At 70.0% G+C, this 13,265-nt stretch carries 16 protein-coding genes; 2 read left to right on the top strand and 14 right to left on the bottom strand.

The features are described 5' to 3' along the window. Window positions 1–14: 14 nt before the first annotated feature. From AC4D2O_RS13545 to rpsP, 9 genes are all read right to left on the bottom strand, one after another. Window positions 15–341 carry a DUF2469 domain-containing protein gene (locus AC4D2O_RS13545; protein ID WP_490907881.1) on the bottom strand — a complete coding sequence of 109 codons (327 nt, stop codon included), beginning with the start codon at window positions 339–341 and terminating at the stop codon, window positions 15–17. Between the two features lie 7 nt (window positions 342–348). Then, window positions 349–1,092, bottom strand: coding sequence for a ribonuclease HII (gene rnhB, locus AC4D2O_RS13540; RefSeq protein WP_490907880.1), 744 nt, complete (start codon window positions 1,090–1,092; stop codon window positions 349–351). Beyond that, a complete protein-coding gene (lepB, locus tag AC4D2O_RS13535; protein ID WP_490907879.1) occupies window positions 1,089–1,895 on the bottom strand; it encodes a signal peptidase I in 807 nt (268 codons plus the stop codon). Before lepB (AC4D2O_RS13535) ends, rnhB begins: the two co-directional genes overlap by 4 nt. Before the next feature lie 78 nt (window positions 1,896–1,973). Further along, a complete protein-coding gene (lepB, locus tag AC4D2O_RS13530; RefSeq protein WP_490907878.1) occupies window positions 1,974–2,600 on the bottom strand; it encodes a signal peptidase I in 627 nt (208 codons plus the stop codon). 70 nt (window positions 2,601–2,670) lie between these two features. Then, window positions 2,671–3,030, bottom strand: a complete 360-nt coding sequence (gene rplS, locus AC4D2O_RS13525; RefSeq protein ID WP_490907877.1) for a 50S ribosomal protein L19 — start codon at window positions 3,028–3,030, stop codon at window positions 2,671–2,673. A 215-nt stretch (window positions 3,031–3,245) separates the two neighbouring features. Then, window positions 3,246–4,037, bottom strand: coding sequence for a tRNA (guanosine(37)-N1)-methyltransferase TrmD (trmD, locus tag AC4D2O_RS13520; protein WP_490907876.1), 792 nt, complete (start codon window positions 4,035–4,037; stop codon window positions 3,246–3,248). Further along, on the bottom strand, window positions 4,037–4,603 hold the full coding sequence (rimM, locus tag AC4D2O_RS13515) for a ribosome maturation factor RimM (protein ID WP_490907875.1): 567 nt from the start codon (window positions 4,601–4,603) through the stop codon (window positions 4,037–4,039). Before rimM ends, trmD begins: the two co-directional genes overlap by 1 nt. 124 nt (window positions 4,604–4,727) lie before the next feature. Continuing rightward, a complete protein-coding gene (locus tag AC4D2O_RS13510) occupies window positions 4,728–4,973 on the bottom strand; it encodes an RNA-binding protein (protein WP_490907874.1) in 246 nt (81 codons plus the stop codon). A 1-nt stretch (window position 4,974) separates the two neighbouring features. Beyond that, complete coding sequence (rpsP, locus tag AC4D2O_RS13505) at window positions 4,975–5,379, bottom strand: 30S ribosomal protein S16 (RefSeq protein WP_334210237.1); 405 nt, start codon at window positions 5,377–5,379, stop codon at window positions 4,975–4,977. Between the two features lie 268 nt (window positions 5,380–5,647). Here rpsP and AC4D2O_RS13500 point away from each other — a divergent pair, with 268 nt between their 5' ends. Then, a complete protein-coding gene (locus AC4D2O_RS13500; RefSeq protein WP_490907873.1) occupies window positions 5,648–6,514 on the top strand; it encodes a phytanoyl-CoA dioxygenase family protein in 867 nt (288 codons plus the stop codon). 4 nt (window positions 6,515–6,518) lie between these two features. Here AC4D2O_RS13500 and AC4D2O_RS13495 read toward each other — a convergent pair whose 3' ends face one another. The 3 genes from AC4D2O_RS13495 to ffh all read right to left on the bottom strand — a co-directional run bounded on the left by AC4D2O_RS13495 (window position 6,519) and on the right by ffh (window position 9,855). Continuing rightward, window positions 6,519–7,406 (bottom strand): VOC family protein, encoded by an 888-nt coding sequence (locus tag AC4D2O_RS13495; RefSeq protein WP_490907872.1) that lies wholly within the window; start codon window positions 7,404–7,406, stop codon window positions 6,519–6,521. Window positions 7,407–7,519: 113 nt separating this feature from the next. Further along, the gene (locus AC4D2O_RS13490) at window positions 7,520–8,227 is read right to left on the bottom strand and encodes an alpha/beta fold hydrolase (RefSeq protein WP_490907871.1); all 708 of its coding nucleotides are present in this window, start codon (window positions 8,225–8,227) and stop codon (window positions 7,520–7,522) included. A gap of 47 nt (window positions 8,228–8,274) precedes the next feature. After that, a complete protein-coding gene (gene ffh, locus AC4D2O_RS13485; RefSeq protein WP_490907870.1) occupies window positions 8,275–9,855 on the bottom strand; it encodes a signal recognition particle protein in 1,581 nt (526 codons plus the stop codon). 169 nt (window positions 9,856–10,024) lie between these two features. Here ffh and AC4D2O_RS13480 point away from each other — a divergent pair, with 169 nt between their 5' ends. Beyond that, window positions 10,025–11,464, top strand: coding sequence for a glucose-6-phosphate dehydrogenase (locus AC4D2O_RS13480; protein WP_490907869.1), 1,440 nt, complete (start codon window positions 10,025–10,027; stop codon window positions 11,462–11,464). A gap of 94 nt (window positions 11,465–11,558) precedes the next feature. On the opposite strand, the gene AC4D2O_RS13475 is transcribed toward AC4D2O_RS13480, so the two are convergent. Both AC4D2O_RS13475 and AC4D2O_RS13470 read right to left on the bottom strand, forming a co-directional pair. Beyond that, a complete protein-coding gene (locus AC4D2O_RS13475; RefSeq protein WP_043445797.1) occupies window positions 11,559–11,897 on the bottom strand; it encodes a P-II family nitrogen regulator in 339 nt (112 codons plus the stop codon). Further along, window positions 11,894–13,222, bottom strand: coding sequence for an ammonium transporter (locus tag AC4D2O_RS13470; protein ID WP_490907868.1), 1,329 nt, complete (start codon window positions 13,220–13,222; stop codon window positions 11,894–11,896). Before AC4D2O_RS13470 ends, AC4D2O_RS13475 begins: the two co-directional genes overlap by 4 nt. Window positions 13,223–13,265: the final 43 nt, after the last annotated feature.

Raw genomic sequence — 13,265 nt, 5'->3', positions numbered from 1 at the left:
CCGGGACGCCGGCGTCAGTTGCCCAGCGTGCCGTCCTTCGGAAGCGCGATGTCGTCGGACTTCGACAGCTCCTCCACGTTGACATCCTTGAACGTGATCACGCGGACGTTCTTCACGAACCGCGCCGAACGGTAGACGTCCCAGACCCAGGCGTCCTGCAGCGTCAGGTCGAAGTACACCTCGCCGTCCGCCGAACGGGCCTGCAGATCCACGCTGTTCGCCAGGTAGAACCGGCGTTCCGTCTCGACTACGTAGCTGAAGAGCCCTACGACGTCCCGGTACTCGCGGTAGAGCTGGAGCTCCATGTCGGTTTCGTAGTTCTCAAGATCTTCGGCACTCATCCGTTCATCATCCTCCAATTTCCACGCGTGCTGCGCCGGGTCCGTCCGCACGGCCCAGGCGCCAGGTCTTCCGGTGGTACTCGCTCGGCCCGACGGCGTCGATCGCCGCGCGGTGCGCCTCGGTGGCGTAGCCCTTGTTCCCGTCCCAGCCGAACGCGGGGTGACCGGCGGCGAGAGACACCATCCGGGCGTCGCGCTCCACCTTGGCCAGTACGCTCGCGGCCGCGACGCTCTGGCACTTCAGGTCCGCCTTGATCCGTGTGTGGACCGGGGCGGTGCAGCCGGCCGGCCCGACGGGCGCCGTCCCGCCGTCGCCGGTGCCGAAGAGCAGTCCCTGGGGGCGCGCCGAGAGCCAGTCGTGGTTGCCGTCGAGGATGACGGCGTCCGGGGTGACGGTGTCGAGGACCGAGGCCCACGCCCGGGCACCGGCGGCCCGCAGGGCGGCCATGAGGCCGTGCTCGTCGATCTCGGCGGCGGAGGCGTGCCCCACCGCGCAGGCGACGGACCAACGGCGGATACGCGGTACCAGCGCCTCGCGGTGCGCCGGCAGGAGCAGCTTGCTGTCGCGCACGCCTGTCAGGCTCCTCGCGGCGTCGAGGTCGACGACGACGATCCCGACGGAGACCGGCCCGGCCAGCGCTCCCCGGCCCACCTCGTCGCACCCGGCGATGAACCGGTGCCCCGCGGCGGCGAACGAGCGTTCGACGCTCAGCGTGGGCGCGGCGATGCGCTTCGTCCGGGGTGGGGTCATGATCCTGCGGGAGCCGGCGCGGGCTCGGGGACGCCGTCGAACACGTCCGGGTGGTTCCCGAGGAACCCGATCCGGTTCAGGGGCCAGGCGATGACGGCGGCCTTGCCCTCGATGTCGTCGATGGTGACGAAGCCCTCGCCGGGCTTGTCCTGGTTGGCGCGCGAGTCCGCCGACGCATTCCTGTGATCGCCCATGACCCAGACCTTGCCGTCGGGGACCACGACGTCGAACGGGAGGTCCGACGGTGTGGCGCCGGGGTAGAGGTAGGGCTCCTCGAGCGGTTCCCCGTTGACGGTGATCCGGCCCTCGGTGTCGCAGCAGATGACGTGGTCGCCCGGAAGCCCGATGACGCGCTTCACGAGGTGCTGCTGGGACTCGTCCGGGGCGAGGCCGATGAAGATCAGCGCCTCCTTCAGCCAGCTGACCGACACCTCCTCCTGGGGCGGCAGCCACTCTTCCGTGTCGCGGAAGACGACGATGTCGCCGCGCTGGAGGTCGAAGGGCTGCGGGACGAGCTGGTTCACGAAGATGCGGTCGTCGATCTCGAGGGTCTCCTCCATGGAGCCCGACGGGATGAAGAACGCCCGGAACAGGAAGGTCTTGATGAGGAAGGACAGCACCAGCGCGATCACGACGATCGTGGCGATCTCCTTCAGCCACGCCCCGAAGCCGTGGTCGGCGTCCTTCCTGCCACGCGAGGAGCTCCTGGAGGCGTCGTCCGCGGCCCCGGTGCCCGGCTCGAACGCGTGTGCTGCGGGTGCCTCGGCTCCCGTGGGCGACTTCCTGCGGAAGCTGCGTGCCATGTGAAAGGTTTCCTCTGTGGTCGTGGCACCCGGCGCAACCCCGGATGCGGTCCTGCTCGTGCGGCGTCGTCCGTGCTGCTACGACGTCGTCGCGGGCCGCTCGACCGGGGCGAACCGGTCAAGTGGCCAGACTAGCTGAAAGGCCCGACCGATGATCCGGTCCTCGGCGATGAGCCCTCCGCCCGGCGCGCCCAGCAGCGAGCGGGAGTCCATCGACGCCGAGCGGTGGTCGCCGAGGAGCCACAGCCGCCCCTCCGGGACGGCGACGTCGAACGCGTCCTCGCTCGGTGCGTCGCCCGGGTACACGTACGGTTCGTCGATCGCCGTCCCGTTGACGGTCAGACGGTGGTCGTCGGTGCAGCACGCCACGCGGTCCCCGCCGACACCGATCACGCGCTTGACGTAGACGGTGTCGCTGCCGGTGAGCCCCAGCCACTGGCCCGCACCCGCGACGACGCGCTCGGGCAGGCTGCGCGGATCGGTGATGGGGTCGAACGAGCCACGGCCGTCGAACACGACGACATCGCCCCGGCGGACCTCCCCGGGCGTGTCCTCCAGCTTCGTGACGAGCACGCGGTCGCCCTCGGACAGCAGGGGTTCCATGGACGCGGACGGGATGAAGTAGACGTCGACGAGGAAACCGCGCACGAGGCCGGTGACGAGGACCGCGACGACGACGGCGGAGAACACGAAACGCCAGCCCACTGGATGGGACCGGCGTTTCGGGTGCTCTCCGGCCGGTGACCGGGAAGCGGGGGTGGACTGCACCAGAGGGTTACTTGACCGTCTTGGGGTCGCGCTTTTCCTTGATCTTGGCTGCCTTGCCGCGCAGTTCGCGCATGTAGTACAGCTTCGCGCGGCGCACGTCGCCCTTGGAGACGACCTCGATCCTGTCGAGGACCGGGCTGTGGACGGGGAACGTACGCTCCACGCCGACACCGAAGCTCACCTTGCGGACCGTGAAGGTCTCGCGGATACCGTCGCCCTGGCGGCCGACGACGAAGCCCTTGAAGATCTGAACACGGGTGTTCTTGCCTTCGATGATGTTGACGTGGACGTTGACGGTGTCGCCGGCGCGGAAGTCGGGGAGGTTGTCGCGGAAGGATCCGGCGTCGACGGAGTCGAGGATATGCATGCTGATTCTCCTGGTGAACGCCACAGGTCATTCACGTTGGTCACGGCGGGCAAGGACAGGACCCGAGGCCCTGACAGTGCCGCCGAAGCAGGTTTCCCGGCCGATCCGGAGAGTCGGCGGCCGGTGCGCGCTAACTGTTGGCCGGACACCCCCTGTGGCAGGGTCCGGCCCAGTGGGCACAATCTCCGATTATTCCACAGCAGCGCCGTCAACCGCTAATGCGCGGTCCGCGTGAGCCTGCCGTCGACGACGTCGAACCCTGCCTCGCGGAGCGCCTTGAGGTCCGCCCTGGTCAGTGCGGCGGTGTCGACGGCGGCGAGCAGGTCGGGCCGACGGTCGGCCGTCCGGTGGAACTGCTCCAGGCGCCGCCACTGGGCGATCCTCGCGTGGTTGCCGCTGAGCAGCACCTCGGGGATGTCCCGGCCGCGCCAGGAGGACGGCTTGGTGTACACCGGGTACTCGAGCAGCCCGTCCGCGTGGGACTCCTCGACGAGCGACTCGGGGTTGCCGACGACACCGGGGATGAGCCTGCCCACGGCCTCGACCATGGCGAGCACGGCCACTTCCCCGCCGTTGAGGACGTAGTCACCGAGGGAGACCGGCCGGACGTCGAACTCCGCGCGCGCCCAGTCGATCGCGCGTTCGTCGATCCCCTCATACCTGCCGCACGCGAAGACCAGGTGGTCGAGCTCCGCGAACTCGTGCGCCATGGCCTGGTCGAACACCGCGCCGGCGGGCGAGGGGACCACGAGGGTGGGCCGCCGCGGGGCCGCGGGTGCCTCGGCCAGGACGGCCTCGAGGGCCAGGGCCCACGGCTCGGCCTTCATCACCATGCCGGCACCGCCGCCGTAGGGTGTGTCGTCCACCGTCCGGTGCCGGTCGGTCGTGAAGGCCCGCAGGTCGTGGACGCGCACGTCGAGCACGCCGTCCTGCCGCGCCTTGCCGATCAGGGACAGGTCGAGGGCGGCGAGGTACTCCGGGAAGATGGAGACGACGTCGATGCGCACTAGTCGCGCGCCTCACCGGACGCGACGTCGTCGCCGTCGTCCGGCGCCTGGTTGGACCCGGGGGTGTTGAGGTCGAACAGTCCGGCGGGCGGCACGATGGCCACGAAGCCCGCCTCCGGATCGACCTCCGGCACGATCTCGCCCACGAACGGCACGAGGGCCTCGTGCCCGTCGGCGAGCTCGACCACCAGGAGGTCCTGCACGGCCATGGTCCGCAGCCCGGTCACCCTGCCCACGGACCGGCCGTCCACCCGTGCGTCGAGGCCCACGAGCTCGTGCTCGTACCAGGCGTCGTCCTCGTCCTCGGACTCGGTGGTGTCGATGAACAGCTGGGCTCCGCGCAGCGTCTCGGCCTGGTTGCGGTCGGCGACCTGCTCGAACCCGACGATCAGGATGTCCTTGTTCCAGCGGGCGCGGACCACCGTGAGCTCCGTGACGGCGGCGCCCTCGACGCGGAAGGTCTCGCCGGCGTCGAACCGGTCCTCGGGTGCGTCGGTGAACAGCTGGACGGTCACCTCGCCCCGGATACCGTGCGGCTTGCCGATCCTCGCTACGAGTACGTCCATGGTGGTGCTCCTGCTGTCGCGTCGGTGGGTGGGACCGGGGGTCGTCCGGGTGGTGCATGAGATCGGCCCCACCACCATGTCCTGGTGATGGGGCCGATTCGGTTCGTGCCTGGCTCTGGGAGGGTCAGCCCCGGCGGCGGTCGGTGTCGACGACGTCGACGCGCACCGGCGCACCGTTCGCGAGGGCGGCGACCACCGTGCGCAGTGCGCGGGCGGTGCGCCCCTGGCGGCCGATCACGCGGCCGAGGTCCTCCTGGTGCACGCGCACCTCGAGCGTCTCGCCGCGACGGTTGTTCTTCGCGGAGACCCGGACGTCGTCCGGGTTGTCGACGATGCCGCGGACGAGGTGCTCCAGAGCTTCGGCGAGCAATCTACTCCGCCTCGGTTGCTTCCGTGGCGGCGTCGTCGTTCTTCTTCGCCTTCGGCGTGATGGCCTCGGGGACGATGACGGAACCCTTCTCGGGTGCCACGAACGACTCCTTGGCCGCCTTGGTCCTCAGGGTGCCTTCCTGGCCCTTGAGTCCCTTGAACTTCTGCCAGTCACCCGTGATCTTCAGCAGGACGGAGACCTGCTCGGTCGGCTGGGCGCCGACTCCCAGCCAGTACTGGGCACGCTCGGAGTTGATCTCGATGAACGAGGGCTCCTCGGTCGGGTTGTACTTGCCGATCTCTTCGAGGGCACGGCCGTCACGCTTGGAGCGTGCATCCATGACGACGACACGGTAGAACGGTGCGCGGATCTTGCCCATGCGCTTGAGGCGAATCTTTACGGCCACTTGTGTGGTCACTCCTTGTAAATGAAAAGGGGCGAACCCGTCGTCCTGCTCCCGTGGGGCGGGCCATTCGGAGGGGTTCAGAGGACACAATTCACGCACAGAGAGAGGGGCTGCACGGATCGAGTACGAGTCCATTGTGCCAGACAGGCGTAAATTAGGCGATTCAGGCGGATTGTGCGCGGCCTCCTGACGGGGAGCACCGCGATCGCCCGCATCCGGGCGCTCCGGGCGCCACACATCCCCCATGAGCAGGAGAACAGGAAACACCATGACTGACGTGACACGGACGCTCGAGGGTATCGAGATCCCCATCCCGGAGGGCGCGGACGAGGAAGTGGCCGCCGCGGTCACCGGTATCTATACGGAGGGCATCATCGCGAAGAAGCAGGCCTTCTCCCGCGAATGGGCCGAACAGCTGCGCGAGGACATCGACGCGGCGTTCGAGGAGGCGCTGTCACGGCCGAACGGCGCCGTGGGACGGGGCCCGAAGCGCTACTACGTCGAGATCCACCCCGAGCAGCTGAGGGGCTGGCTCGAACTGGTGGACCACCCGTGGGTCCGCATGGTCTGCGAATCCGTGCTCGGCCCGGACTACCAGATCGTGGAACTGGGCTTCGACGTGCCGGGCGTCGGCGCTGTCAACCAGCCGTGGCACAGGGACTTCCCGATGCCCGACGAGACCTGGACGAACCGTCGCCTGACCTCGCTGGCGTTCAACGTGACCGCCGTCGACACGGAGCAGGACATGGGCCCCTTCGAGGTCGCGCCGACCACGCAGTGGGACCTCCCCGAGGGCTTCGACCACGAGATGTTCCCGCCGAAGGCCGCGTACCCGCGCTACGAGTCACTGGCGCAGCGGAAGTTCCCGCAGATGGGCGACATCTCGGCACGCTCGGCCCTCACGATCCACCGGGGCACCCGCAACGAGTCGCAGAAGTCGAGGCCGGTCCTGGTGCTCGGCGTCGACGCCCCGGGGGCGGGCAATGCCGAGCACCACGACATGGCGGTCACCCGCGGGTTCTACGAGTCGCTGCCCCAGCGCGTCCGCGACCACCTCAGCTGCCCGGTGGTCGAGACGCTGACCCCGATCACCCAGAAGCACTCGATCGAGGGGCTCATGATGGGCGAGGCCTGAGGCCCTAGGCGCGGTCTGCGACCTCTACCCGCAGGCGGTTGCGCCACGGGTCCTCGAAGCGCAGTTCGGCGCCCGTGTGGTGGCTTCCGATCCCGGCGGAGGCGAGCCGGTCGGCGAGGGCTGCCACCTCGTCGGCCGCCGGCACGCGGATGAGGACCTCACCGAGTCCGAGGGTGTCCTTCCGCGGGCCGGCATTCCTGCTGTTCCAGACGTTCACGGCCATGTGGTGGTGGTACCCACCGGCCGAGACGAAGAGCGCCTGGTCGTGCCAGCCCGCGGTGCGCTCGAATCCGAGCACGTCGACGTAGAAGCGGCGCGCGGTGTCCACGTCGCCCACCTGGAGGTGCACGTGCCCCACCGTGGCGCTGCCCGACTCCGGCGAGGACGCCGCGGCCTCGGTGAGGTGCGTGCGGATGTACTCCCGAGGCGGTAGGGGCAGGCTGCCCATCGTGACCTCGCGATTGCCCCGTCCGTCGTCCGTCCACTGCCAGCCCGCGCGTGGCCGGTCGACGTACAGTTCGATGCCGTTGCCCTCGGGGTCGCTGAAGTAGAACGCCTCACTGACGAGGTGGTCGGCGCTGCCCACGTAGGCGCTCAGCGGGTGGCGGGCCGCGGAGGCGACGGCGGCCGCGAGGTCCGCGCGATCGGCGAAGAGGAGGGCGGTGTGGAACAGGCCCGCCTCGCCGCGGCTCGGGAGCCGCAGGTGCCGGGCCTCCTCGAGGCGGAGCACAGCGCTCCCCCGGCGGCCGAGGACGACGGCGTCGGGGCCGTCGACGAGCACCTCGAGGCCGAGGGCGGTGGCGTAGTAGCCGGACATGGAGGCCAGGTCGCCGACCTTCAGCGTCAGCGGACCCATGGCGGTGGCTGCGGGCAGGAGATCCTGGGCGGACATGCGACTCCTCGGGGTGCGGTCGTTGTTGTCCGGTACAACTCGTTGAAGCTTCAAGTTATTCCCCGACCGCTGCATCAGGGGGCGCGGGGATTTGCCTTCCCGCGCGGGGCGGCTCAGGCCGCCGCGTCCAGCCTTGCTGCCGCCAGGAACGCGCGGATCAGCGCGGCACCCTCCGCGGTGTCGTGCGGACGGTGGCCGCCCGGCGTGATGCGGTGGACGGCACCGGTGCCCGCGAGGTACTCGGCCACCTCCTCGTACAGCGGCTCCCACCCGCCCGTGAGCACGAGCGTCGGCACGCCGGGGACGATCGACAGGGGCGCCTCCCACGGAGGGCTCTGGAGCCGCAGCCGGGCGGCGTCGCGCCGCGCGTCGGGTGTGGCGGGCACGCGGGCGTCCGCGTCGAACACGCGGCGGACGAACGCCCGCAGGAAGTCGTCGTCGGACATGGCGGCCCGGTCGGCGAACAGGGGCGCCATCCGCGCGATGTGGGCAGCAGTCGCCGGGAGGTCCGCCGTCAGGGACAGGCAGGCGGGCTCGACCAGCGTGAGCGTGCGCACGAGGTCCGGGCGCTCGACGGCGAGCATCATGGCGGAGACGGCGCCCTGCGAGTGGGCGACGAGGTGGCCCCCGCCCCCGAGGGCCTCCGCGATGATGTCCTGGTCGCGACCGTGGTCGGTCGGGAGCGGTTCCTCCACCGCCGAGAAGCCGTGCCGCCGGACGTACAGGCAGTCGTAGTCGAGGGACAGCCCGTGCTGGCGCGGCCAGGCAGCCGCACCGAAGGAACCGCTGCCGTGGACGAACACCACGCGCTCGAGCGCCATCACCGTCCCCCGACCTCCGTCAGGGGCCTACCGTCCGTCACGGGGGGCTACTTGCCGAGGAACTTGTCGAAGCCCTTGGGGAGGTTCATGGCCGACGGGTCGAAATCCTGCTGGCCGCCGAACGCCGCCCCGGTGGGCGCGGCGGTGCGGGCCGCTGCACGTCGTGCCTCGGCTTCCTGCAGCTCCTGCGCGGCCTTCGCGGGGTTGCCCGAGCGGGGCTTCTTCTTGCCCTTCGCGGCTGCCGCCTTCTTGCGCGGACCACCGAAGCCGCCGGGTCCGGCCATGCCGGGCATCCCCGGGATGCCACCGCCCGAGGCCATCTTCCGCATCATCTTCTGCGCCTGGCCGAACCGTTCCAGCAGCCCGTTCACCTCGGACACGTGCACGCCGGAACCGCGCGCGATCCTCGCGCGGCGCGAGCCGTTGATGATCTTCGGCGCCAGGCGTTCGTGCGGGGTCATCGAGCGGACGATCGCCTCGACGCGGTCGATCTCCCGCTCGTCGAAGTTCTCCAGCTGCTCCCGCATGTTGGCCGCGCCGGGCATCATCATGAGCATCTTCTTCATGGAGCCCATGTTGCGGATCTGCTGCATCTGGGCGAGGAAGTCGTCGAGGGTGAAGTCCTCCTGGTCGGCGAACTTCTTCGCCATCCGGGCGGCCTCGTCCTTGTCCCAGGACTGCTCGGCCTGCTCGATCAGGGTCAGGATGTCGCCCATGTCGAGGATGCGCGAGGCCATCCTGTCGGGGTGGAACAGTTCGAAGTCGCCCAGTCCCTCGCCCGTGGAGGCGAACATGACGGGCTTCCCCGTGACGGAGGCGACCGAGAGGGCGGCGCCGCCGCGGGCATCGCCGTCGAGCTTGGTCAGCACGACGCCGGTGAAGTCCACGCCCTCGTTGAAGGCGAGCGCGGTGTTGACGGCGTCCTGGCCGATCATCGCGTCGATGACGAACAGCACCTCGTCCGGGCTGATCGCGGCGCGGATGTCCGCGGCCTGCTGCATGAGCTCGGCGTCCACGCCGAGGCGTCCGGCGGTGTCGACGATGACGACGTCGTGGAGCCGGGCGCGGGCCTCGGCGACACCCTGGCGGGCGACGGCGACGGGGTCGCCGGTGGCGGCCTCGAACTCGGAGCTGACGCCGGGGTGCGGGGCGTACACGGGGACGCCGGCGCGCTCACCGTTGACCTGGAGCTGCCGGACGGCGTTGGGGCGCTGGAGGTCGCACGCGACGAGCAGCGGGCTGTGGCCCTGGCCCTTGAGCCACTTGGACAGCTTCCCGGCGAGGGTGGTCTTTCCCGCACCCTGCAGGCCGGCGAGCATGATGACGGTCGGCGGGTTCTTCGCGAGCCGGAGGCGGCGCGTCTCCCCGCCGAGGATCCCCACGAGTTCCTCGTTGACGATCTTGACGACCTGCTGGCCCGGATTCAGTGCCTGGGAGACCTCGAGGCCGAGGGCGCGCTCCTTGACCGCGGCCGTGAAGGCGCGGACCACGGGCACCGCGACGTCGGCGTCGAGCAGGGCGCGCCTGATCTCGCGGACCGTCGCGTCGATGTCCGCCTCGGTGAGGCGGCCTTTGCCGCGGAGGTTCTTGAAGGTCGCAGTCAGCCGGTCGGAAAGTGAATTGAACACGTGCCGTGCACTTCTTTCATCGGGAAGGATGGAGACTCAACTCCCTAGGGTATCAACTGGGGCCCCCCGAAGGACGACCCCGCGGAGGCGCCGTCGAGCCGTCCGGCGCAATTGCGCCGGCATTGTCCGAGAGCAGGACACCCGCGGGGATAAGTGGCAAGGTGAAGAGGTGGACACTGAACTGCTCGCCGAACACGACACCATCCCCGCCGACGCCGAGACGCGCGTGCGGACGCTGCTGATCCTGGGTGCCTCCGGTGACCTGACGGGCCGGCTCCTGCTGCCGGGGCTCGCACGGCTCATCCGCCTCGGTCGCGCCGACGGGCTGCGGCTCGTGGGCGCCGGGTCCGACGACTGGACGGACGAGCAGTGGCGTGAGCGCCTCGACGGCGCCTTCGCCGCCGCCATGGCGAAGGCGGACGAGCGCGGGCGCGAGGCGCTGCAGCAGGTCCGGGACGACAGCTCCTACCGCCTCATCGACGTCACCCAGGACGGCCTGGCCGCGCTCGTCGGCACCCTCGAGGGGCCGGTGGCGATCTATTTCGCGCTCCCGCCCGCCGTCAGCCAGATGGCCTGCAGCGCCCTGGGCTCGAATTCCCTGCCGAAGAGCACACGCCTCGTGATGGAGAAGCCGTTCGGCACGGACCAGGCCAGCGCGCACCGCCTCAACGCCAAGCTCTCGAAGCTCGTCCCGGAGCAGAACATCCACCGCGTGGACCACTTCCTCGGCAAGGCGACGGTGTTCAACATCCTCGGCCTGCGGTTCGCCAACCGCATCCTGGAACCGGTGTGGAACAACCTGCACATCGAGAAGGTCGAGGTCATCTTCGACGAGGACCTCGCCCTCGAGAACCGCGCCCGCTACTACGACGGCGCAGGCGCGCTGCGCGACATGATCCAGAGCCACCTGCTCCACGTGATGGCGCTGCTGGCGCTCAACGCGCCGTCGACCCTGCACGAGCGGGACCTGCGCGACCACATCGGGTCGATCCTCCGGGCGAGTTCCGTGGACCTCGACGCTCCGGGCAGCAGCCGCCGCGCGCGGTACACGGCGGGCACGATCGGCGATCGGCGGATCGTCGACTACACCGCCGAATCCGGCGTGGATCCCGCCAGGGGCACCGAGACGCTCGCGGAGGTCACGGTGTCCATCAACAACGAGCGGTGGTCGGGCGTCCCGTTCGTCCTGCGCTCCGGCAAGGCGCTCGGCGTCAAGCGCAAGGAGGCGGTCATCACGTTCCGGCCGGTCAGCCACCTGCCCGTCGGGTTCACGGGCCAGGACGCGCCGACGAAGCTGCGCATCGGGTTCGGGCCCGACACCCTGCAGCTGGAACTCGACGTGAACGGCCCCGGTGACATCTTCTCGCTGGACCGGGCCACCCTCAGCGCGGACCTCAACGAGTCGGACCTACTCCCCTACGGCGAGGTGCTCGACGGCGTCCTGGCGGGCGACCCGACCCTCTCCGTCCGAGGCGACACGGCCGAGGACTGCTGGCGCATCGTGGAACCCGTCCTCACCGCGTGGGCGCAGGACCGGGTGCCCCTCGAGGAGTACACCGCAGGATCGGCGGGCCCGGACACCTGGCCGTCGTCGCACGGCCGGGCCTGAAGCCCCTCGGGCATGCACACGAGAGAACGGAAGGGCCGCCGGGGTGGCGGCCCTTCCGTTCTTCGGCGCATGCGCCGGCCGGCGCTGTCCCGGCCTAGAGGGCTGCTTCCCCCCGCTCGCCGGTGCGGACGCGGACGGCCTCCTCGACCGGGATGACCCACACCTTGCCGTCGCCTGCGCGGCCCGTGTTGGCGGTGGAGACGAGGACGTCGACGATGTCGGTGACCCAGGCGTCCGCGACGAGGACCTCGACGCGCGCCTTCTGCAGGAGATCCACGGTGTACTCGGCGCCCCGGTAGACCTCAGTGTGGCCGCGCTGGCGGCCGTAGCCGCTGGCCTGGCTGACCGTGAGGCCCTGGACGCCGTAGTTCTCGAGAGCCCCCCGGACGCCGTCGAGCTTGTCGGGACGGACGATCGCTGTGACCAGTTTCATGAATTTACGCCCTCCGTGACGTTCTGCTGGGTGGTCTGAGGTCCTGCTGACGTCCGCTGCCCGAACATCTGCTCGGCGAAGGGGTGGAAGGACCCACCCACGCCGAGCCCGCCGAACTCGTAGGCGGTCTCCGCGTGCTCCGAGAGGTCGACGCCGGACACCTCGCTGTCGGAGCTGATGCGGAAGCCGATGGTCTTGTGGATGGCCAGGCCGATGATCGCGGTCATGACCGCGGACAGGGCGATGGCGATCGCCGCCGCCACGACCTGGGCGACGAGCTGGCCCGGGCCGGCGCCGTAGAACAGTCCACCGACCCCGTCGACGGGCATCATGATGAACCCGAGGGACAGCGTGCCGACGATCCCGGCGACGAGGTGGACGGCGACGACGTCGAGCGAGTCGTCGAAGCCCAGTCGGTACTTGATGCCGACGGCGAGGGCGCACAGTGCACCCGAGACGATGCCAAGACCCACGGCGCCCACCGGGCTGACGTTGGCGCAGGCGGGGGTGATGGCCACGAGGCCGGCGACGATGCCGGAGGCTGCGCCGAGGGATGTCGGCCTGCCGTCACGGATGCGTTCCGTCACGAGCCAGCCCACCATCGCGGCGGCGGGGGCGGCCATGGTGTTGACCCAGATGAGGCCGGCCTCCTCGGCCGAGCCCGCCGCGCCACCGTTGAAGCCGAACCAGCCGAACCACAGCAGGGCCGCGCCGAGCATCACGAACGGGATGTTGTGGGGGCGCTGCGCGGGGTCCTTGCCGAAGCCCTGGCGCTTGCCGAGGATCAGGGCGAGGACGAGCGCCGCGACACCGGCGCTGATGTGCACCACGGTGCCGCCCGCGAAGTCGACGGCCTCACCGACGGCGCCGCCCACGGCGCCGTCGGCGCTGAGGAGCCCACCGCCCCACACCATGAACGCGAGGGGGCAGTACACGGCCGTGACCCAGATGGGCACGAAGAGCGTCCAGGCGCCGAACTTGGCGCGGTCGGCGATCGCACCGCTGATGAGCGCCACGGTGATGATGGCGAACGTGGCACCGTAGCCGGCGCCGATCAGGTCCTCGGTGCCGATGAGATTCGTCAGGCCGAACGAGGCGAACGGGTTGCCGAAGAGCTGCGCGACGCCGTCCCCGCCCGTCATGGAGTAGCCCCAGAGGACCCACACGATCCCCACGAGGCCGACCGCGATGAAGCTCATCATCATCATGTTGAGGGCGGCCTTGGCGCGGGTCATGCCGCCGTAGAAGAAGGCGAGGCCGGGGGTCATGAGTAGTACGAGGGCGGCTGAGATCATCACCCAGACATGGCCTGCTGTCAGATCCATCAAACGCTGTCCTTCCGAAGAGGGCGGGGACTTCCCGCCCTTC

This window comes from Arthrobacter sp. TJ-238, from assembly GCF_058269215.1.
The sequence above is the reverse complement of the archived record's forward strand: the minus strand, read 5'-3'. Positions and strand labels throughout refer to the sequence as shown.